This is a genomic window from Polaribacter sp. 20A6 (genome assembly GCF_011378915.1).
In the GTDB taxonomy this organism is placed as follows: domain Bacteria; phylum Bacteroidota; class Bacteroidia; order Flavobacteriales; family Flavobacteriaceae; genus Polaribacter; species Polaribacter sejongensis.
Window position 1 is genome coordinate 85911 of sequence record NZ_WTPZ01000005.1, and the last position, 21987, is coordinate 107897.

Sequence of the window (21987 nt, forward strand, 5' to 3'; positions counted from 1 at the left end):
ACATCCTTTTTGGCACAATACTTGTTAAATTTATAATTCCTTTTAATTAAAAATGTATATCATGAAACACGTCTATATCTTCCTATTAATTATTTCCTCTTTATTTTTATACAACTGTAGTAAAGACGACAAAGATATTGACGTTAGATATACAATAGATGATTTACAAAAAATCCATGGAAATAGCTCTAAAACATGGAAAGTTGAGGCTTTTTACAAAACCTATGAAAATGATGTACTTAGCGAACTTAACGAATGTTATACCGATGATGAATATACTTTTTTCTACGATAAAAATGAAGCTCAAGTAACACTTGGTAATATTTCTTGTTACTACGATAATCCAACAGAACAAGAAGGTCGATTAACGTATAGTTTCTATGAAGATTCAGGTAAAATTTTCATCAATATTTCTAAAGGAGAAAGTCTTAATGAAAATTTTAGAACTGAACTTACTATTCTTGGTTTAGAAGAACTTAGTGAAACTAGAATGGTTTTTACAGCAGGAGATTATCCTTATTATGGAAAAGCTTTAGTTTTTACATCTGTACCGTAAACCTTTCAAAAAGTATTATTTATGTCTTCCTTTTAATTCCTCTTCAATGTCTTTTAAAGTGAATCCTTTTGCTTGTAACAACATTAAATAATGGAACATTAAATCTGCCGATTCATATAAAAACAACTCGTCGTTATTATCCATTGCCTCAATAACAGTTTCTACTGCTTCCTCTCCTACTTTCTGAGCAACTTTGTTAATTCCTTTAGAAAACAAGCTTGCTACATAAGATTTTTTAGTGTCTTTGTTAGCAACTCTTTCTGTAATTACGTCTTCTAAAGTAGAAAAGAAACCATAGTTTGGTTTGTTTTCTTCTCCCCAACAAGTACTTGTTCCCTTATGGCAGGTTGGTCCATTCGGATTTACAGAAACTAATAATGTATCATTATCACAATCTAGTTTTATATCAACCAAATTCAATACATTTCCACTTTCTTCACCTTTTGTCCAAAGTCTATTTTTAGTTCTAGAAAAGAAAGTAACTAATTTAGTTTCTTGTGTTTTAGCAAAAGCTTCTTCATTCATATACCCCAACATCAAAACGTTTTTTGTGGTTGCATCTTGAATGATTGCGGGTACTAATCCGTCGTTGTTTTTATTGAAATCTATATTCATAATTATTGTTTTTTGTCATTTCGAAATGAGCTTTTTTTAAGTGATTGAGAAATCTTTATTTTAAAATATTTCTCATTATTCTTCAGAATGACATTGTAATTTTTTTATAACCTTACCGGTATATTTTGTTTTTTCAACTCCTCTTTCAACTCCAAAATAGGAATTTCTCCAAAATGAAAAACACTCGCAGCTAATGCGGCATCTGCTTTCCCTTTTTTAAACGTATCAGCAAAATGCTGAATTGTCCCTGCTCCTCCAGAAGCAATAATAGGAATGTTTAATATTTCTGATAAATGTGCCAAAGCTTCATTTGCAAAACCTCCTTTTGTGCCATCATGATTCATAGAAGTAAACAAAATTTCTCCTGCTCCACGCTCTTCTACTTCTTTTGCCCAATCAAAAAGTTTGATCTCTGTAGGAATCGTTCCTCCAGCTAAATGCACAAACCATTCTCCATCAATTTGTTTAGCATCGATTGCAACAACTACACACTGACTTCCGAATTTCTCTGCCAATTCGTTGACCAAATCCGGTCTTTTTACTGCCGATGAATTGATAGAAACTTTATCTGCTCCCCATTTTAACAACTCATTTACATTTTCTACAGAAGAAATTCCGCCACCAACTGTAAACGGAATATTTACTTGTTCCGCCACTTGATGCACCATTTCTATCATGGTTTTTCTTCCTTCTAACGTTGCAGAAATATCTAAAAAAACCAATTCGTCTGCACCTAAATCTGCATATTGTTTAGCTAAAACTACAGGATCTCCTGCATCTATTAAATTTACGAAATTGACACCTTTTACAGTTCTTCCGTTTTTAATATCTAAACAAGGTATTATTCTTTTTGTTAACATAAGCCCATCCTAACCTTCCCAAAGGGAAGGAACTAATTTGTTACTATTAATATAATCATGGATATTTTTTCTACATTTTATCCATAATATCAGTTCGAGTGATTTCGATTTTTATCGAAATTGTATCGAGAACCATTTTATTTTTTAATTATAAATTCTTCCAACTGTTTTAAGCTGATTTTATTCTCATAAATCGCTTTTCCAATAATTACACCTTCGCAACCATTTTCTGCTAATTTTGGTAATTCATCAAAAGCAGAAATTCCTCCAGAAGCAATTAGTTTCACGTTTTTAACTTCGGATAAAATTTGATTGTAAATATCAAAACTTGGTCCCTGCAACATGCCGTCTTTAGAAATATCGGTACAAATAATATACTGAATTCCTTTTTTTTGATAATCAGCAATAAAAGGAATCAATTCTAAACTACTTTCTTCCTGCCAACCATTGGTTGCAATCTTTCCTCCTGTTGCATCAGGATAAAAATCAGCTCCTAAAATAATTTTTTCTGAACCATATTTTTCAATCCAACTTTCAAAAATCTCGCTATTTTTTACAGCAATACTTCCTCCTGTTATTTGATTTGCTCCAGAATTAAAAGCTATTTCTAAATCTTTATCAGATTTTAAACCACCACCAAAATCGATTTTCAAATTGGTTTTAGAAGCAATCTGCTCTAATACTTTATGATTGATAATCTGACTTGCTTTTGCGCCATCTAAATCTACCACGTGTAAATACTCGATTCCTGCAGCTTCAAACTCTTTGGCAACCTCTAATGGGTTTTCATTATAAATTTTCTTTGTGTTATAATCTCCTTTTGTTAAACGAACACATTTTCCGTCTATAATATCTATTGCTGGTATTATTCTCAAAATAGTCTTTTTATTAATTATTGTCATTTCGAAATGAGCCTTTTTAGGCGATTGAGAAATCTTATCATGAGATTCCTCACCATTAGCTTCGCTATCTAATTTCAATCAAAATATATTTTGATTTCATTAACATTCGGAATGACATTCGTTATTATTTATAAATTTAGGAAGAACTTATAACTACTCTCCTTCTTTTACTTTTTTTTGATCAGACCCTTCAGGTTTTAAAAACCTGAAGGGTCTATTCTATAACTTCAAGAAATTCTTCAATATTTGCTCTCCTGCTAAACCACTTTTTTCTGGATGAAATTGTGTTCCGTAAAAATTATTTTTTTGTAAAGCAGATGCGTATTCAAATTCATAATCTGTAGTTGCAATGGCTTCATCACAATTTTCTGCGTAAAAACTATGCACCAAATACATGAATTCTTTTTCTTTAATTCCTATAAATAAATCAGATTTTAAATTATAAATAATATTCCAGCCCATTTGCGGAACTTTTACAGCTTTCGAAAACTTCTTTATCGCTACATCAAAAATCCCTAATCCTTTTGTATTTCCTTCTTCAGATGAATTACACATTAATTGCATTCCTAAACAAATTCCTAAAACAGGTTGTTTTAAAGTAGGAATCACTTTATCTAATCCGCTTTCTTGCAACATTTTCATTGCTGAACTTGCTTCTCCAACACCAGGGAAAATCACTTTATCTGCCGCTTTTATTTCATCAATATTATTTGATAAAACAGCATCAATTCCTAATCTCTTAAACGCAAACTGAATACTTTTTATGTTTCCTGCTCCGTAATCTATAATTACTAATTTCATTATAAAACTCCTTTTGTTGATGGTAAAAACATTTTGTTTGCATCTCTTTTAACCGCCATTTTCATCGCTTTAGCAAACGCTTTAAAAATCCCTTCAATTTTATGATGCTCATTTGCGCCTTCTGCCTTAATATTTAAATTACATCTTGCGCCATCTGTAAACGATTTAAACAAATGTAAAAACATTTCTGTTGGCATATCACCAATCATTTCACGTTTAAAATCAGCTTCCCAAACCAACCAAGGTCTTCCGCCAAAATCTACCGCTGCTTGTGCCAAACAATCGTCCATTGGCAAACAAAATCCATAGCGCTCAATACCCAATTTATTTCCTAATGCTTTATTGAATAATTCTCCCAAAGCAATCATGGTATCCTCTATGGTGTGATGTTCATCAACCTCTAAATCTCCATCTACTTTTACCGTTAAATCCATTGCTCCATGACGACCAATTTGATCTAACATGTGGTCGAAAAACTTAACTCCTGTAGAAATATCATTTTTACCAGAACCGTCTAAATTTAATTTGATATAAATCTTCGTTTCGTTGGTATTTCTTGTGATTTCAGAAACTCTATCTTCTAATTTTAAAAACTCATAAATAGTTTTCCAATCGGTAGATGTTAAAGCAATACAATCTAAAATTTCTTGCTTAGAAGTCTCAATTTCATCTGCACCTAATTCTGGGTCTTCAGACAAAAAGATTCCTTTTGCGCCTAAATTCTTAGCCAATTCCATGTCTGTAATTCTATCTCCTAAAACAAAAGAATTTGCCAAATCATATTCCTCAGAAAAATACTTGGTTAACAAACCTGTTCTTGGTTTACGAGTTTCGGCATTTTCATGCGGAAATGTTTTATCGATACAAACCTCAGAGAAAACAACACCTTCCTTTTCAAATGCTGATATTACTTTGTTTTGTGCTGGCCAAAAAGTATCTTCCGGAAAAGAATCTGTACCTAATCCATCTTGATTGGTTACCATCACCAATTCAAAATCTAGTTCCTCGGCAATTCTAGCCATGTAACGAAACACCTTCGGATAATACTCTAACTTTTCTAGACTATCTAATTGATAATCTACAGGCGGTTCTAATACTAAAGTCCCGTCTCTGTCTATAAATAATACTTTTTTACTCATCTTATATATTTTCCTCTAAGATTTCAAAAACCTTGTAAGTTTGTTTATTTTAATATTACTGTATTGCCTTTAAAGCTCTTAATAACCTTTGATTTTCTTCACAAATACCCACACTAATTCGCAAACAATTTTCGCACAAAGGTTGTGTAGTTCTGTTTCTAATAACCACACCATATTCAATTAACTGATTGTAACGTTTTGTAGCATCGTCTACCTTTAACAATAAAAAATTACCATCCGAAGGATACACTTTTTCTATATAACTAACACAACACTCTAACTCCTTTTTAAGACGCTTTCTCTCGCTAATTAATTGAGAAATTTCGTTCTCTACTTCATCGATTTTCTCCAATCTTAAAATAGCTCTTTGCTGCGTTAATTCATTTACGTTATAAGGTGGCTTTATATTATTTAAAATTTTAATAATTTCTTTGGATGCATAACAAACTCCTAAGCGAATTCCCGCTAAACCAAATGCTTTAGATAAAGTTTGTGTAATGATTAAATTAGGAAATTGCGACAATCTTTCTAACCAACTTTTTTGTTCAGAAAAATCGATATACGCTTCATCAATAACAACTAATCCTTTAAATTTTGTAAGCAATTCTCTAACCGATTCTGCTGTAAAACTAATTCCTGTTGGGTTGTTTGGAGAACATAAAAACAAAATTTTACTATTGGCATCTGCTGCTTTTAAAATCTGGCTGACTTGTGGCTGAAAATCATCTGCACTTAACAATACCTCTCTATTTTCGATGGCATTAATGTTTGCCAACACATCATACATTCCGTATGTAGGTGGCAATGAAATTACATTGTCTTTATTAGGTTCGCAAAAAGCTCTATAAATTAAATCTAAAACTTCATCACTTCCATTTCCTAAAAGAATATTTTCTTTACTGACTCCTTTAATCTGAGCAAGTAAATCTTTTACACCGTTTTGTTGTGGGTCTGGATACCTATTAACACCGTTTTCAAAAGGATTTTCATTAGCATCTAAGAAAATCATTTCTGTAGTATTGGCATCTTTATATTCATCTCTTGCAGAAGAATATGGTTTTAGAGATTTTATGTTTTCTCTAACTAAGTTATGGATGTTAAAGTCTGTTTTCATTGCTGTTATTTTCCAAACCTCACAGGTTTTAAAAACCTGTGAGGTTTATCTTATTTTAAATCTTTTAAACGAATAGAAACTGCATTTTTATGTGCATCTAAGCCTTCTGCTGCTGCCATTAATTCTATTGATTTTCCAATAGTTTGTATTCCTTCTTTAGAAATTTGTTGAAACGTAATACTTTTAGTAAAACTATCTAAATTTACTCCGGAATACGATTTAGAAAATCCGTTTGTTGGTAATGTATGATTAGTACCTGAAGCATAGTCTCCTGCACTTTCTGGCGTATAATTACCAATAAAAACAGAACCTGCGTTTTCTATATTATCTACATAAAAATCATTATTATTTGTACAAACAATAAAGTGTTCTGGACCATATTCATTAATCAACTCTAAAGCGATTTCATCATTTTCTACAAAAATAGATTTCGAATTATTGATCGCTTTCTGAGCAATTTCTGCTCTCGTTAGTTTTGCTAACTGAATTTCAATTTCTTTGGCAACCTCAGCAATCATTTCTTTGGATGTTGATACCAAAATAACTTGACTATCAGCACCATGTTCAGCTTGACTTAACAAATCTGAAGCCACATAACTTGCGTTTGCAGAATCGTCTGCAGCTACCAATAATTCACTTGGACCTGCAGGCATATCTATGGCAACACCATGTTTTGTAGACAATTGCTTTGCAACCGTTACATACTGATTTCCTGGGCCAAATATTTTATAAACTTGCGGAATAGTTTCTGTTCCAAACGTATATCCTGCAATAGCTTGAATTCCGCCAACTTTTATAATTTTTGTAACTCCGCATAAATTTGCAGCATACAAAATAGCCGGATGAATTTTACCTTCCTTATTTGGAGGAGAACACAATACAATTTCTTTACAACCTGCAATTTGTGCAGGAATTGCCAACATTAAAACCGTAGAAAACAAAGGTGCTGTTCCGCCAGGAATATACAAACCAACTTTAGTAATTGGTCTTTTTTCTTGCCAACAAGAAACTCCGTTTGCCGTTTCTACAAAAACTTTATCGGTTTTTTGAGCAGTATGAAATTTGGTAATATTCTCTTTTGCAAGAATAATAGCGTCTTTTAATTCATTAGAAACTAATGAAATTGCTTCTTCTATTTCATCTAGCGAAACAATTGTATTTTCTAAAGAAACACCATCAAATTTTGCGGTGTATTTCTTTACAGCTGCATCTCCGTTTTCTTTGACATCAGCAAAAACCTCATTTACAACTCCTTCTATATCATCAACCGTTTTTGTGGGTCTCTCTAAAATTTGAGACCACTCTTTTCTGGATGGGTTTATAATTGTATTCATGTTTTAAATTTCTCCTGCATGGTTTCTAAAACCTTGTAGGTATTTTACTTTTTAATTTATACTTACAAAGTTATTTAAACCTTGCAGGATGTTAGCAAACTTGTAATTTGCGTTAGGGATTGTAGCATTTGTTTGAGCTCTTTTTTCTTTTTTAGAAAAAAAGCGAGTGCGAAAAGCCCGTTAAAACGCCCAAATAAAAATATTAAAGCACCATTTTTTCAATAGGACACACTAAAATACCTTCTGCTCCATTTGCTTTTAACTCTTCTATAATTTCCCAAAATTCATTCTTGCTAATTACCGTGTGCACAGAACTCCACCCTTTTTGCGCCAATGGCAAAACAGTAGGACTTCTCATACCTGGTAATAAATTTAAGATGTCATCTAATTTCTCGTTAGGTGCATTTAACAACACGTATTTAGAATCTCTTCCTTTTAAAACAGACTGAATTCTGAATTGAATTTTCTCTAAAATAGCCATTCTTTCGTCTGAAATTAATGGCGAAACAGCTAAAACTGCTTCAGATTTTAAAAGAACTTCAATCTCTTTTAATCCGTTTTTAAATAATGTACTTCCACTAGAAACAATATCACAAATTCCGTCTGCTAATCCAATATTTGGTGCAATTTCTACAGAACCATTAATAATGTGTAACTGTGCTTCTATATTATACTCTTTTAAATATTTTCTTACGGTTTCTGGATATGATGTAGCAATTCTTTTGCCGTCTAAATCTTTTAATGAATTTGCTTCAGACTCTTTTGGCACCGCAATAGAAACTTTACATTTAGAAAAACCTAAACGCTCTATAAAGTCTAAATCGTTTCCTTTTTCTATTAAAACATTCTCGCCAATAATAGCAGCATCTACAACTCCATCTCTTAAATACTGAGGAATATCTCCATTTCTAAGATAAAAAACCTCTACAGGAAAATTTCTTGCGGATGCTTTTAACTGATCTTTTCCGTTGTCTATTGAGATTCCGATATCTTTTAAGATACCCATAGAATCTTCATTTAATCTTCCTGATTTCTGTACTGCAATTCTTAAATTACTCATTTTTGTTTTGTTTGATGCCTGAGCAAATACGGTTTAAAATTAAAAAAACCCGTTTGATTCGCTCAAACGGGTTTATAAATATCTTGATTTTATTCAATACACTTTTAAATCGCTTGACTGCAATTGTAAAAATGATGATGATGGTTTTGAATAAAAGTCATGTCTTGTTTATTTCTATGCAAATATCAAAATTTTATTTTTAATTACACTAATATTTATCCTAAAAATTAGATCAAACTATAATTTTTATCAAATTAATAATATTTGTTTAAAATTTATATTTTTTATAATTTAAAATACCTTTTTAAACTTCCATAACAAACACTTATTTTTGCAGCCATGGAAAACATAAAACAGGTTACAAAAAAACTACAGCGCGCTGTTGCAGAAGCAATACAACAATATACAATGATTGCGGAAGGAGATAAAATTATGGTTTGCCTTTCTGGCGGAAAAGATAGTTACGCTATGCTAAATATGCTACTATATTTCCAGAAAGTAGCACCTATTTCTTTTGATATTGTTGCCGTAAATTTAGACCAAAAACAACCAGGTTTTCCAGAAGAAGTATTGCCTACTTATTTAAGCAACTTAAAGGTTGATTATAAAATTATAGAGAAAAACACCTATAAGATTGTAATGGATAAAACACCTGAAGGTAAAACTACCTGTAGTTTATGTTCACGTTTGCGTAGAGGAACTTTATACGAAGCGGCCAAGGATTTAGGTTGTAACAAATTGGCTTTAGGACATCATAGAAATGATATTCTAGAAACCTTTTTCTTAAACTTCTTTTTTGCAGGAAAAATGGAAACCATGCCTCCTAAATTTAAAAATGATGCAGGTGATTTAGTTGTTTTAAGACCTTTGGCTTTTTGTAAAGAAAGTGATATTGAAACGTATTCAGACTTTATGGACTTCCCTATCATTCCTTGTAATTTATGTGGTTCTCAAGAAAACTTACAACGACAAAATGTAAAACAAATGATTTCTGACTGGGAAACTGAATTCCCAAATAGAAATGCGATCATGATGAATGCTTTACAAAACGTATTCCCTTCTCACCTTTTAGATAAAAACTTATATGATTTTGATAGTTTAGAATCTAAGATACCTGAACCGATAGCTACCATTTAGAGAAGTTAGAATTATTTTAAACGCATAAGATTTTAAAATAGAAAGCCAGATATTAACTATTCGGTAAAAGTGTTTGTATTTTTTGAAGTAAATCTTTAATTTCTTTTACAGAATTTAAATTTTCTTTTACACGCATCGTACTCTGCCTTTCTATTAGCTGAACAGGAATTACCATTTTAGAAATATTACTTTCATTTTTTAACTGTATCAATATTTGCTTTACAGCCTCCTTACCTATTTCTAAAAAATTTTGATGAACGGTGGTTAATGGCGGATTGTAATACGCACTATTTATAGTATCATCAAAACCCGTTACCGCTATTTGCGCTGGTACGGCATATTTTTGCTCTGCACAAGCCCTTAAAGCTCCCAATGCCATTTGATCATTCCCTACTAATAAAGTATCTATTTCTTGAGGCTGCAAGAGTACTTTTGTGGCTTCATCATACCCACTTTTAGCACTCCAATCTCCTGTTTCTAAAGTTACAATTTCTGCCTCTGAGGCTTGTAAAATATCTAACCAAGCTTGTTTTCTTAAATTTGCTGCATGCGAATGAGCGGGTCCATTTAAAAGTGCAAACCTTTTTCTACCATGCTTCAACATTAACTCCGCAATTAACGCAGCGCCTTTGTAATGATCTGCAGCAACCTGACTCACGTTTGCTTCAGGAGAAACATCAATAAACAAAAAAGGTAAATGCTCATGTTTTGCTACTAAATTTTCAGCCAACTCTTTTTGTACAGGCAAATTTACAAACACAACGTCTACTTGTTGAGATTTTAACTCTCGTATGGCTTTTTCTAAGTTTTTCTCTTCAGAATTTGAAACAGCAATAGATACCGCATAGCCTGCCTTTTCACTTTCTAAGCGAATTCCATTTACAATACTAGAAGCACCTTCCATGGTCATTTCTAGTGTTATAATACCGAAAATTTTAGCTTTTTTACGCACCAAAAGTTGCGCTCCTTTATTTGGCACATACCCTAATTGATCAATTGCTTCCTGAACTTTTTTTAAGGTTTCTAAATTCACTCCTTTTCCTCCGTTAGTAACTCTAGAGACTGTTTGTGTAGAAACCCCTGCTAATTCTGCAACTTCCTTAAATGTTACCTTTTTATTCATAATCAAACCTTAATTACAACAAATATAATTGTTTAAAAATTACAATATCTTATTCATAGAAAAATCTATACCTGTATGAAATTACAACAAGTATAGATTTTACAACTATCGGGGGATTAAAAAAATTAAACTTATTAAATCTTCACTACAAAACCTCCTCCTGGAGCCATACGTACTGTAAACGTATCTTTTATATTTTCTATTTTTTTCACAAAATCAACTCCATTCATATCTGCATTCGGTCCATCTTTAAACACAGTAGCGTTTCCTGACTTCCCTGTAATTTCTTTTACATTGATCGTTATTTCACGAGCATCCCAGTTATTTAAACCACCAATATACCAGTCATTTCCTTTTCTACGAGCCGTAATAATGTACTCTCCTATTTTTCCATCAACAGTAATGGTTTCATCCCACGTAGTTGGAATAGAGGCAATAAATTCTGTACTAACCGGATTTTTTTCATAATTCGTTGGGGTATCACAAAGCATGTTTAAAGGAGAAAAGAATATTACATACTCTGCAAATTGATGCGTACGTGTACCTTGACTCATTGGTTTTGAGAAGTTAGGAGCATATTGAGTTTCTACTTCATTGGTAATAGTATTTAAAGCCTTTACTGCATTATTCATAGCACCTTGCGTATAATCTACAGGTCCAGAAATCATTCTGATAAACGGAAACGTAACATCATAGGTAACTTGATCACATTCTTTTGGTTGCCATTTCATTTGCTCTAAACCATGCACTCCTTCAAAATTTAAAATATTTGGATAGGTACGTTGTAAACCTGCTGGTTTATAAGTTCCATGAAGATCTACAATTAATTTATATTTTGCACACATTTGCGCAGAACGCTCGTTAAAATACACCAATTCTTGATCATCACCATTCATAAAATCGACCTTAAAACCTTTTACGCCCATTTCACTATAATGCTTACAAACCTCTTCCATATCTTTGTCAAAAGCATAATAACCAGCCCAAAGAATAATATCTACATTACGTTCTTTTCCATATTCAACTAGTTCTTTGATATCAATTTCAGGAACAACCTGCATTAAATCGTATACTTTATTAACCGACCAACCTTCATCTAAAATTACATATTCAATGCCATTTTTTGAAGCAAAATCGATATAATATTTATACGTTCTATTATCTATACCCGCTTTAAAATCTACACCTTCTAAATTCCAGTTATTCCACCAATCCCAAGCAACTTTTCCTGGTTTAATCCAACTTGTATCACCAATAACATTTTTAGCAGCTAATTTGTAAGACATCGTTGTATTCGCCAACTCAACATCGTTTCTTGTTACAATTGCCGCTCTCCAAGGAAAACTACGTGGTGCATTTACTTTCGCAATAAAAGGATGTCTACTTTTTACAATTACCTGCAGATTATTATACCCTGCGTGTTCTTCTACATCATCTCTTAAAGGCGCAAAAAAAGCATTCATTGTATTTTTACCAATACTTGTGGTTAAGTACATTCCTGGATAATTTCTTAAATCACTTTCTGTAATGGTAATACGTTTTTGATTTTTAGATTCGATACTTAAAGGCAAAAACATTAACCTATTTTTATCTAAATCAGAAATTTTAGAACGTGTGTATTGATTTTCAAAAGATTGAAAAAGTTGATGTTCCATAGTTCCCGGAGAATACACATACGGTACTGTAGTTTCTACATCGTGCGCAAACTTATATTGTGCCTGCTCACTCACCACTTCATAACTTCCTTTTTTTGTTGAAGCAAAACGATACGCAACACCATCATTATAAGCTCTAAACTCTAAACTCCAATGATCATTAAACGTTATAGTTACAGTATTGTATTCATCTTTTACCGTTTTAGATTTGTAAAAATGGGCATTAATTACATCATTCACTTTCGCTGTTTTAATATTTTTTATTTTAGAACCTAGTCCCCAGATAGTTCCATCAGACAAGGTCATAGAAAGATGAGAAGGCTCTAATACCTGCACTCCGTCTTGTGAAATAGTATAATAGATAGATTTACCTATACTTACTTCCGCCTGCGTTTTGCCATCAGGAGATTTTACGATTATTTTTTTATCTGCTGCAGACATCGTTGTCGCGCCAAAAAGAATTAATAATGCTGCTGCCATTATTGAAAATGTATTTTTCATGATTATAAATTTTAAGTTAATTGTTGTTTATTCTATTTTTTAAGTTGATTTACCACCAGATTTCAAATTGTAATCCATAGGTAAATCCGGAAGTATTATTCCCAAAAGGAGCTCCGTTAGGCGTATTACCAATCAGCCCTTTTAAATCATCGCTCCAAAAAGCGTAGGTAACAAACGGACGCAATACTGGGCGCGCGTAAAAACCTTTTTCTAACGAAAGCTCTGGCGTAAACGTTATTTTATCAAGATTACCAGAAACATTTAATTGTTCGTTTTTTACATACTCATGCGTCAATTCTAAGTGTAATTTAAAATGATCGCTCATATAATACATTCCTCTTGCTCCTGCAGTTAACCAATACAGCTTTTTATCTCTCCCTTGCAAATAGGCTTTATTAGTAGGATTAGCACTACTGTATTCATAAGGCTTTGTTCCGTAATCTCTCATTACAGCAGACAGAATACCATTTACAGCAAAAGTTTCTTTATCATCATATAAAAAGTTATTGTTGATTTCTAAAAAGTAAGAACTTGCAATTTCATTTAAAACGATGTTATCATTTCCTGGATTTTCTTTTTCAGACATTCCAGACCAGTGGTGTATTGGTATTGAAGCCCCTTGTCTAAATATAAGTGCTGTTGTATTGGTAATATATTTCTTTTCATAGTCTAACCAAGAAATAACTGCAAAACCGTGTTTAGCATCATATTCCATGATTTCATTTTCTGCTCGATAACTATAATTTAAAGAGACATTCATTTTAAGCGTTTCACTAATTGGTAAATGCACATAACGCACATCTGCCGTATACGCTCTTAAGTGATCTTCTACACCATTTACAAAAGAAACATCCTTACCTTTCTCTTGAAAAGCCCAAATACCGAATTTAATATCTTCATCAGTTCCTTTCTGAATTAGTTTTTCCATACCAAATCCCCAACCTCTTTGTCCTGGATTTACCCATTGTCTGTCTAACATATGTTCCGCTCTACGATCATAAAATCGTTTACCTGCCCAAATAACTTCTCCGTTTCCCAAAAAATTATTTGCACGCACATATAATTGTTCCGTTTTATTAAAACTCATTTGAGTATCCGTTCCAAAATCTTCATAAATAGAACTCATCCAAATAACATCTAAAGATTTCGATTTCTCTTCATCAAAATAATACGAATAGTCAAACTCTAACTCCCCATAAGTATCGGCCTGATTTCCCAAACTATATTTATTTTGAGCACCTGGCATCTGAAAATGCGCCTGCGTTTCTCCGCTTTCACTTCGCCCAACACCTGTCCGTAAATAACCAGAAGTTTTAAACTTATGATTTCCTTTTTCAAAAATTGTTTGTGCCCCTACGTTAAATGTTGTCGAAAACATAATTAAAATAAAAACAGACAATAAAATTATTTTATTTACCCGAAAAAGGAATGCATCAGATTGACCAACACACACCAAAACGTTATTAAATAAAGAATAAACCCTCTTTTTTAAGTATTTTAAATTAATATATTTCATAACTGCTAGTTAATTGTTTTCGCAAACATACATATAATTGCATGATTTTCAGTATTTAGAATAAACTATTTACGAAAAACAACTCGTAAATTATTTTCGTAACAATATTTAATTATAACACAAACCTTTTAAAACACCCCCTCATCTCCTTATTTTATTGACTTCCCTATTTTTAATTTGTTAAAACCATCATAAAATTTAAAAGAAAACATTAAAATGTTTTTTTATTACTAACCGATTGTTTAGTTTTGCATCGTAGTTAGAATATAATGGCAAGAAAAAAAGAATATAACGAAGATGTAGTAGTTGAAAAAGCGATGAAACTTTTTTGGCGCAATGGCTATCAAACCACTTCTATGCAAATGCTAGAGAAAGAGATGGGCATTAACAAGTTTTCTATCTATTCTAGTTTTGGTAATAAACACGGTCTTTTTCTAGAAAGCTTAAAATGCTATAAAGGACAGGTAAATGTGGTTTTAGATAAATTCAAAAATGCTTCCAACGGAGTTGATGACATTAAACAATTTTTCTACGACTCTGTAAGTTCTAACTTTAAAGACGACAACATAAAGGGATGTTTGGTAACAAATACCTATAATGAATTTTCAGAATCTGAAGATGCATTGATTAAAGCAGAAATGACTGCTTTTATGAATAACTTAAAAGAGTTAATTATAGAGAAGCTTAAATTGGACGGATCAAAAGATTTAAAAACCATAGAAAAACAAGCCAATTTTTTACTGTTGGCAAAACATGGTTTAGCAGCAGCAGCAAGAGTAAATAGTAAAAAAGAAATTGAAGATTACATAGAAATGACCTTTATAAATATATAAACATTTTTTTTAACCAATAACTAAACGATAGTTTAGTTAAATTTAACATAAATAATAATAAATTAAAAATAGAAATTATGACAACATTAAAAATTCACAACATAGAAACAGCACCAGAAGCAAGTAAAGCATTGTTAGAAAAATCTCAAAAAGCGTACGGAATGATTCCTGGATTGCACGGTGTTTTAGCTAGCTCTCCACAGCTTTTAGATGCTTACCAAACATTACATGAATTATTTACAAATACTTCTTTTAATGAAGAAGAATTAACGGTAGTTTGGCAAGCAATTAACGTAGAGCATGCATGTCATTACTGTGTTCCTGCTCATACAGGGATTGCAAAAATGATGAAAGTAGACGATACAATTACAGAAGCTTTACGTAACGAAACTCCTTTAGCAAACCCTAAATTAGAAGCTTTACGTACAATGGCATTAACTATTGTTAGAAACCGTGGTAATGCTACACAAGCTGATTTAGATACATTTTATGCAGCTGGTTACGGTGAGCAACAAGTCTTAGAAATTATTTTAGGTCTTTCTCAAAAAGTAATTAGTAACTATACAAATCACATTGCAAATACACCAGTAGATGATGCTTTTAAATCTTTTGCTTGGAGCAAAGACAAAGCATAATTGTAAAAAGATAAATTGAGTACTATATATAAACCTTCCGAATCATTCGGAAGGTTTATTCGGTATTAATAACTATATTTAAAATAAAATTATGATAAAAGTATCTGTAATGTATCCAAACTCTAAAGATGTACAGTTTGATGTAGATTATTATAAGAATAGTCATTTGCCAATGGTATCTAAATTAGTTGGTAATGCTTTAAAAGGAATGGAACTAGACTTAGGAATAGGAAGTAGAATTCCAGGAGAACCGGCTCCTTATATAGCAATTGCACATTTATTATTTGAGGATGTTGCTTCTTTTCAAGAATCATTTGGTCCGCATGCAAAAGTATTTGCAGACGACATAAAAAATTATAGCAACGTACAAGGAGAGCTTCAAATTAGTGAATTGATAAATTTATAAAGATGAAAAATAACCGTAACATAAAACCGAAAGTACTTTTTTTTGATGTAAACGAAACTCTATTAGATCTTACCAAAATGAAAAAACAGGTAGGTGACGCTTTGGGTGGAAAAGACGAATTACTTCCCTTATGGTTTACAACAATGTTACAGTATTCATTAGTAACATCCGCAAGCGGAGATTATAAACCTTTTGGACACATTGGTGCTGCAGCTTTGCAAATGGTGGCTGCTAATAATGGTATTACTATATCAGAAGAAAATGCGAGAGAGGTAATTGGAAATGCAATGCAAAACCTACCTCCTCACCCAGAAGTAAAAGAAGCATTGCTCCAATTAAAACAAGCGGGTTACAAATTAGTTGCGTTCACAAATTCATCCACCGAAGGTTTAAAAAATCAATTTGAAAATGCAGGGTTAACCGATTTTTTTGATGAACAATTAAGTGTTGAAGAAACTGGTAAATTTAAACCTTTTAGAGAGACTTACCTTTGGGGAGCATCAAAAATAGGTGTACATCCAGAAGAATGCATGTTAATTGCAGCACATGGTTGGGACGTATATGGAGCATTGAGTGCCGGTTTAAGAGCTGCTTTTGTAGCAAGACCTGGTCAACAAATATTTCCGTTAGCACCAAAAACAGAAATTATAGAAAACGACTTAAAAAAAGTAGCAGATATTCTAGTAACTTATCAGTAAAAAGGGATTTAAGGTAACATGAAGATAAAAGAAGTCAACATAAAAAAGATCGCAGAACATTGCGTAGAAAGTGTATTTAGAACAAATACAAATTCACCTGGTTTTATGTACCTTGACTTTGGAGAAAATAGAACTTCATCTGAACTTAGGGCTATTATGATTGCGTTAAAAAATGAATTATCTGCCTTTACATTAAGGAGATTCAATAAAGAATTAAGTTATCATTGGTTGGTTCGTTTCGATCAACAAGTTAGCACTCCTTTTCATCTAGATAATGCAGAAAATCAATCTTTTCTAATGTTAGGTTACGAACCAAGTGCAATAAAAAGTGAATTGTATATAGCCGATTATTATAAGTATCTAAATGACCATAAGGAGGATTCTGAAGCGTATCTTAAAAATTTTACGCCCGTATTTAAAGAAGATGAAGCTATACTTACACCCTATATTACCAAGCTAGCATCATTTGATAAACATACTTATAAGATTGTTTTAATTAATAATAGCAATCCAAAACAAAATAGAGAAACCTTAGGTGTATTTCATAAAGCAAAAATTGTGAAACCCGATCTAAATAAAAGTAGAATAGTAAATTCAATGATTTTTAATATGTTGTCAATAGATAATAATATTGAAGACCAGAAAAAAGAACATGCTTTTTTAAATACTGATATTATAAGTAAATAGTAACTATTTTTGTCCTTTAAGTAAAAGTCAAACAAGTAATTATAGCTTTAAATATTGAATTTAAATGAGCCTAAAAAAAACATAAAATGACACAAAAATTAAAAATAGACATCGTTTCTGATGTTGTTTGTCCGTGGTGTACTATCGGATATAAACGTTTAGAAAAAGCAATTATAGAACTTGGTATTCAAGATAAAGTAGACATCGAATGGCAACCTTTTGAGTTGAACCCAAATATGCCTGCTGAAGGTCAGAATGTAAACGAACATATTACAGAAAAATATGGTTCTACCACCGAGCAGCAAAACGAATCGAAGCAAATGATGACAGAAGCTGGTGCAGAATTAGGTTTTAAATTCGATTATTTTGATGAAATGCGCATGGTAAATACCTTTGATGCACATGTTTTATTAGAATATGCTAAGGTTTTTAACAAGCAAACCGAATTAAAAATGCGTTTAACAGCATCCTTTTTTGGTGAGCGCAAAGACGTTTCTAAAAGAGATGTTTTAAAACAAGCTTTATTAGAAGTTGGTTTAAACGCAGAAGAAGGACTTGCTAAATTAGATATTGAATCTGCAAGAAGCGAAGTAAGAGCCAAGCAAGATTATTGGAAAAATTTAGGCGTTAATTCTGTACCAACTATTGTTTTTAATAGAAAAAGTGCGGTAACAGGTGCACAACCTGTAGACACTTTTAAACAAGTACTTACAGAATTAATGAAAGAGCAAGAATAGTTTATAAAATGAACTATTATCAGTTCGAGCACAGTCGAGAACTATTTAATTACTAGAATAGGTTTCGACTGAAGCTTGTCTTGCGCAGAGTAGAAAGACTCAACAAGATATATTGCTTCTATATGAATAAATTAATCGATGCAATTAAGTATAATTAATTAGTCAAAATAATTTTTAAAAATATACCAATGGAATTAAAAAATAATAAAGGAGAATTAGATGCATTATTAGCAGCAAAACGTAAAGAAGGTGCAGCTAAATTCACCAAAGAAAAGAATAAAATTTATGCAGACGGAATTACAAGTGTCGCAGATTCTGGCATACTTGAAAAAGCTTTAAATGTAGGAGATAAAGCTCCTGATTTTAACTTAAAAAATGCTTTAGACGAATCTGTATCTTTATACGATGAATTAAAAAACGGACCGGTAGTTTTAACATGGTACAGAGGTGGCTGGTGTCCGTATTGTAATATCACGTTACATTATTTACAAGAAAAATTACCAGAATTTCAACAAGCAGGTGCAACACTTATGGCTTTAACTCCTGAGTTGCCAGATAATTCTTTAAGCACATCCGAAAAAAACAATTTAGAATTTAATGTTTTAAGTGATGTTGGTAATACCATCGGTAAAGAATATGGTGTTGTTTTTAAACTAACTGATGAAGTTGCCGAAATTTATGAAGCAGGTTTTGGCTTAAGTGATGTAAATGGAGATAAAAATAACGAGTTGCCTTTAGCAGCTACTTACGTTATTGATACCAACGGCGTAATTCAGTATGCATTTTTAGATGCCGATTATAGAGAAAGAGCAGAATCGTCTGATATATTAGATGCATTAAGCAAATTAAAATAAGACCAAAAGTCTTATTTTTTTTTATCTGTGAAAAGCTATTTATTTTCAAAAGCTTAACAAAACTGTAGTACCGTTTACAATCGTATTTTATTAATTTTGAGGTTTATCAATAACCAAATAAAACATTTATGCACACAACCAAAATCATCTTAATTGCCTTTAGTTTCTTATTCTTTTCTTGTGGAAATAAAAAAACAAATTCCGAAGTAAAAACGGAAATAAGTACAGAAAAAGAAACTCCAATTACCTTTAAAAACAAAGGACACGAATTGGTCTATAACACCGTACAAAAAACGGGGAATTACCAAACACTTGCAGCTAAAAAAGATGTGGTCTACACCTACTCTTACCAAACTCCAGATGGAAAAACAGATATTTCTACAGAAAAATATATTTTTGATGGAGAACTATCTTACGGAGCTTACACAAAGCATGAAAGAACGTTAACAGACTTAAAAGGTAAAGTAGAACAAGGCTATGACGGAACCGAATATTGGTTAAAAAACAATGGAGAAATCATAACAGATCCGGCAGCATTAAAAAAAGTTGCGTTTAACAGACCTACTAATTTTTACTGGTTCTGTATGATTCAAAAATTATTAGATCCTAGTGTACAATATCAATATATAAACGAGCAAACAATTGAAGGAACAGTTTATGATGTTGTTAAAATTACCTTTGATGGTAGTAATAACAAACCAAAAGATATTTACCAAGTATACATCAATAAAGAAACTAAAATGATAGATCAGTTTCTATTTACTGTAATGGATTTTGCAAAATCAGATCCTCTTTTAATGCAACTGAAATATGAAAATATAGAAGGTATTTTAATCCCTACACAACGTAAATACAAAGCGTCTAATTGGGATGCAGAAATTACAGATGCTCCTTGGATACTAGTAAACTGGACGGATATTAAATTTAATAATGGCTTACAAAAAGAGCTGTTTAAAAAATAATTAAAACACCATTCTAATAGCATTATATCTATTTATTTAGCCCTTTCAGGTTTCAGAAACCTGAAGGGGCTTTTCTTTTAAACAATCCTAAGAAAAAAAGAAAACCCTTTACATTTAATAGAATAAACACACCTTTTATACAACAAAAAATACGATTCATTCGTTGTAAGGTTGTCTACTAATTGTTGACAATATACCAAAGTAAATAAAGAAATAACAACATGAAAAAACACATAGCCCTTGTAGCCTTTTTTCTTATAAGCATAAGTACCACAATTGCACAAGAATGGCAAACAGATTTTACAGTAGCTAAAGAAATTGCTACAAAAGAAAGTAAACCGATCATATTGGTTTTTCAAGGTTCAGATTGGTGTGCACCTTGTATTAAATTAGATCACCAAATTTGGAGCACCCCTGCTTTTAAACAATATGCAAAAGACAACTATGTAATGCTTCAAGCAGATTTTCCGAAGCGAAAGAAAAATGCCTTATCAGACGCTCAGACTGCTGCAAATGCTAAATTAGCAGAGACTTATAACAAAAACGGAATTTTTCCTTTTGTGGTTGTGCTCAATTCCAAAGGCAAAGTCCTTGGAGAAACAGGTTATCAAAAAATTACACCAGAAGATTATATCAAGGAATTGAACTCTTTTACCAACTAAAGTGAAAACACTACTTACCTCCTTTTTAGTACTATTATCTATCGTATGTGCTGCACAAACACCTTATAAACGAGTACTCAAATTAATGGGAAGTCGTTTTGAAATTACGGTTGTAGCCAACAATGAAATTCAGGGAGATGCATACATTGATTTGGCGGTTGCCGAAATTACAAGAATTGAAAAACTTATTTCTTCTTGGGATGCGCATTCACAAACTTTCAAAATCAATAAAAATGCAGGGATAAAACCTGTAAAAGTAGCTCCTGAACTTTTTAATTTGATTGAAAGAGCTATCCGAATATCTAAACTTACCGATGGTGCTTTTGATATTAGCTACGCCTCTATGGATAAAATATGGAAATTCGATGGCAGCATGAAAAAAATGCCTTCAGAAGAAACAATAAAAGCTTCTGTAACAAAAGTCGGAATTCAAAACATTGTTTTAGATAAAGTAAATAGCACGGTTTTTTTAAAACTGAAAGGAATGAAAATTGGTTTTGGTGCCATTGGTAAAGGATATGCGGCAGATAAAGCAAAAGCGCTCCTTATTTCTAAAGGTGCAACTTCTGGTATTATCAACGCCTCTGGCGATATGAATACTTGGGGAAAACAACCTAATGGAACAGATTGGAAAGTAGCTATTACAAACCCTATGAATAAGAATAAAGTATTTGCTGTATTCCCTCTTAATAATAGCGCAGTGGTTACTTCTGGAAATTATGAAAAATACGTAAATTTTAATGGCAAACGATACACACATATTATAGATCCAAGAACAGGATATCCTTCTACCGGAATTATAAGTGTTACCGTTTTTGCGCCTAAAGCAGAATTGGCAGATGCGCTGTCAACCTCTGTTTTTGTAATGGGGAAACAGGTAGGTTTAGATAGAATTAATCAATTACCCAAAATAGAATGCATCATTATTGATGATACCGGAAAAATTACAACATCAAAGAATATAGAAATAGATAAATTATGATTAAAAAATGTATATGCGCTGCATTGATAACAATTAGTTTTAGTAGTTGCGTGGTGCTTAAAGAATACGAGAAAGTAAATATAAACGACCCAGATATGGTGCTTTCTGATAAAAAAGCAGACCGTAATGTTGCCACAGCACAAGCATACAGAGAAGCTGCTGTTGGTGCCAATGGAGGAAAAACTGGCGGAGGTTGTGGCTGTAATTAAAGCAAACCT

Annotated in this window: 24 protein-coding genes; 13 read left to right on the forward strand and 11 right to left on the reverse strand. The window is 32.1% G+C overall.

What is annotated here, in order from left to right; translation table 11 throughout:
* Nucleotides 1-61: 61 nt before the first annotated feature.
* Nucleotides 62-556: a hypothetical protein gene (locus GQS57_RS12835; protein ID WP_165733259.1), complete on the forward strand. Its 495-nt coding sequence runs from the start codon at nucleotides 62-64 to the stop codon at nucleotides 554-556.
* 15 nt (nucleotides 557-571) lie between these two features.
* On the opposite strand, the gene hisIE is transcribed toward GQS57_RS12835, so the two are convergent.
* From hisIE to hisG, 8 genes are all read right to left on the reverse strand, one after another.
* Nucleotides 572-1171 carry a bifunctional phosphoribosyl-AMP cyclohydrolase/phosphoribosyl-ATP diphosphatase HisIE gene (gene hisIE, locus GQS57_RS12840; RefSeq protein WP_165733260.1) on the reverse strand — a complete coding sequence of 200 codons (600 nt, stop codon included), beginning with the start codon at nucleotides 1169-1171 and terminating at the stop codon, nucleotides 572-574.
* Nucleotides 1172-1275: 104 nt separating this feature from the next.
* Nucleotides 1276-2031 (reverse strand): imidazole glycerol phosphate synthase subunit HisF, encoded by a 756-nt coding sequence (hisF, locus tag GQS57_RS12845; RefSeq protein WP_165733261.1) that lies wholly within the window; start codon nucleotides 2029-2031, stop codon nucleotides 1276-1278.
* Between the two features lie 137 nt (nucleotides 2032-2168).
* A complete protein-coding gene (gene hisA / locus GQS57_RS12850; RefSeq protein WP_165733506.1) occupies nucleotides 2169-2906 on the reverse strand; it encodes a 1-(5-phosphoribosyl)-5-[(5-phosphoribosylamino)methylideneamino]imidazole-4-carboxamide isomerase in 738 nt (245 codons plus the stop codon).
* 246 nt (nucleotides 2907-3152) lie between these two features.
* Nucleotides 3153-3734, reverse strand: coding sequence for an imidazole glycerol phosphate synthase subunit HisH (gene hisH, locus GQS57_RS12855; RefSeq protein ID WP_165733262.1), 582 nt, complete (start codon nucleotides 3732-3734; stop codon nucleotides 3153-3155).
* The gene (hisB, locus tag GQS57_RS12860; protein ID WP_165733263.1) at nucleotides 3734-4873 is read right to left on the reverse strand and encodes a bifunctional histidinol-phosphatase/imidazoleglycerol-phosphate dehydratase HisB; all 1140 of its coding nucleotides are present in this window, start codon (nucleotides 4871-4873) and stop codon (nucleotides 3734-3736) included. Before hisB ends, hisH begins: the two co-directional genes overlap by 1 nt.
* Nucleotides 4874-4928: 55 nt before the next feature.
* Nucleotides 4929-5987, reverse strand: coding sequence for a histidinol-phosphate transaminase (gene hisC, locus GQS57_RS12865; RefSeq protein WP_165733264.1), 1059 nt, complete (start codon nucleotides 5985-5987; stop codon nucleotides 4929-4931).
* 50 nt (nucleotides 5988-6037) lie between these two features.
* Nucleotides 6038-7321 (reverse strand): histidinol dehydrogenase, encoded by a 1284-nt coding sequence (gene hisD, locus GQS57_RS12870; RefSeq protein WP_165733265.1) that lies wholly within the window; start codon nucleotides 7319-7321, stop codon nucleotides 6038-6040.
* A gap of 202 nt (nucleotides 7322-7523) precedes the next feature.
* Nucleotides 7524-8381, reverse strand: coding sequence for an ATP phosphoribosyltransferase (gene hisG, locus GQS57_RS12875; protein WP_165733266.1), 858 nt, complete (start codon nucleotides 8379-8381; stop codon nucleotides 7524-7526).
* 339 nt (nucleotides 8382-8720) lie between these two features.
* Here hisG and ttcA point away from each other — a divergent pair, with 339 nt between their 5' ends.
* Entirely contained in the window at nucleotides 8721-9518 is a 798-nt protein-coding gene (ttcA, locus tag GQS57_RS12880) for a tRNA 2-thiocytidine(32) synthetase TtcA (protein ID WP_165733267.1), read from the forward strand.
* 52 nt (nucleotides 9519-9570) lie between these two features.
* On the opposite strand, the gene GQS57_RS12885 is transcribed toward ttcA, so the two are convergent.
* The 3 genes from GQS57_RS12885 to GQS57_RS12895 form a co-directional block, all read right to left on the reverse strand.
* Nucleotides 9571-10641 carry a LacI family DNA-binding transcriptional regulator gene (locus GQS57_RS12885; protein WP_165733268.1) on the reverse strand — a complete coding sequence of 357 codons (1071 nt, stop codon included), beginning with the start codon at nucleotides 10639-10641 and terminating at the stop codon, nucleotides 9571-9573.
* Between the two features lie 134 nt (nucleotides 10642-10775).
* Entirely contained in the window at nucleotides 10776-12797 is a 2022-nt protein-coding gene (locus GQS57_RS12890; RefSeq protein ID WP_165733269.1) for a glycoside hydrolase family 97 protein, read from the reverse strand.
* A gap of 49 nt (nucleotides 12798-12846) precedes the next feature.
* Nucleotides 12847-14313 (reverse strand): carbohydrate porin, encoded by a 1467-nt coding sequence (locus GQS57_RS12895; protein ID WP_165733270.1) that lies wholly within the window; start codon nucleotides 14311-14313, stop codon nucleotides 12847-12849.
* 269 nt (nucleotides 14314-14582) lie between these two features.
* Here GQS57_RS12895 and GQS57_RS12900 point away from each other — a divergent pair, with 269 nt between their 5' ends.
* The 11 genes from GQS57_RS12900 (at nucleotide 14583) to GQS57_RS12950 (ending at nucleotide 21978) form a co-directional block, all read left to right on the forward strand.
* Complete coding sequence (locus tag GQS57_RS12900) at nucleotides 14583-15146, forward strand: TetR/AcrR family transcriptional regulator (protein WP_165733271.1); 564 nt, start codon at nucleotides 14583-14585, stop codon at nucleotides 15144-15146.
* A 77-nt stretch (nucleotides 15147-15223) separates the two neighbouring features.
* Entirely contained in the window at nucleotides 15224-15781 is a 558-nt protein-coding gene (locus GQS57_RS12905) for a carboxymuconolactone decarboxylase family protein (RefSeq protein WP_165733272.1), read from the forward strand.
* A 91-nt stretch (nucleotides 15782-15872) separates the two neighbouring features.
* Nucleotides 15873-16187, forward strand: coding sequence for an EthD family reductase (locus GQS57_RS12910; RefSeq protein ID WP_165733273.1), 315 nt, complete (start codon nucleotides 15873-15875; stop codon nucleotides 16185-16187).
* A 2-nt stretch (nucleotides 16188-16189) separates the two neighbouring features.
* Nucleotides 16190-16885 carry a haloacid dehalogenase type II gene (locus tag GQS57_RS12915; RefSeq protein WP_165733274.1) on the forward strand — a complete coding sequence of 232 codons (696 nt, stop codon included), beginning with the start codon at nucleotides 16190-16192 and terminating at the stop codon, nucleotides 16883-16885.
* Nucleotides 16886-16903: 18 nt separating this feature from the next.
* A complete protein-coding gene (locus GQS57_RS12920) occupies nucleotides 16904-17572 on the forward strand; it encodes a hypothetical protein (RefSeq protein WP_165733275.1) in 669 nt (222 codons plus the stop codon).
* Between the two features lie 86 nt (nucleotides 17573-17658).
* Entirely contained in the window at nucleotides 17659-18309 is a 651-nt protein-coding gene (locus GQS57_RS12925) for a DsbA family protein (protein ID WP_165733276.1), read from the forward strand.
* A 188-nt stretch (nucleotides 18310-18497) separates the two neighbouring features.
* Nucleotides 18498-19163 carry a peroxiredoxin-like family protein gene (locus GQS57_RS12930; RefSeq protein WP_165733277.1) on the forward strand — a complete coding sequence of 222 codons (666 nt, stop codon included), beginning with the start codon at nucleotides 18498-18500 and terminating at the stop codon, nucleotides 19161-19163.
* 128 nt (nucleotides 19164-19291) lie between these two features.
* Nucleotides 19292-20125, forward strand: a complete 834-nt coding sequence (locus tag GQS57_RS12935; protein WP_165733278.1) for a DUF6503 family protein — start codon at nucleotides 19292-19294, stop codon at nucleotides 20123-20125.
* Nucleotides 20126-20346: 221 nt separating this feature from the next.
* Nucleotides 20347-20787: a thioredoxin family protein gene (locus GQS57_RS12940; protein WP_165733279.1), complete on the forward strand. Its 441-nt coding sequence runs from the start codon at nucleotides 20347-20349 to the stop codon at nucleotides 20785-20787.
* Nucleotide 20788: 1 nt separating this feature from the next.
* On the forward strand, nucleotides 20789-21769 hold the full coding sequence (locus GQS57_RS12945; RefSeq protein WP_368855188.1) for an FAD:protein FMN transferase: 981 nt from the start codon (nucleotides 20789-20791) through the stop codon (nucleotides 21767-21769).
* Complete coding sequence (locus GQS57_RS12950) at nucleotides 21766-21978, forward strand: DUF4266 domain-containing protein (RefSeq protein WP_165733280.1); 213 nt, start codon at nucleotides 21766-21768, stop codon at nucleotides 21976-21978. Before GQS57_RS12945 ends, GQS57_RS12950 begins: the two co-directional genes overlap by 4 nt.
* Nucleotides 21979-21987 lie beyond the last annotated feature (9 nt).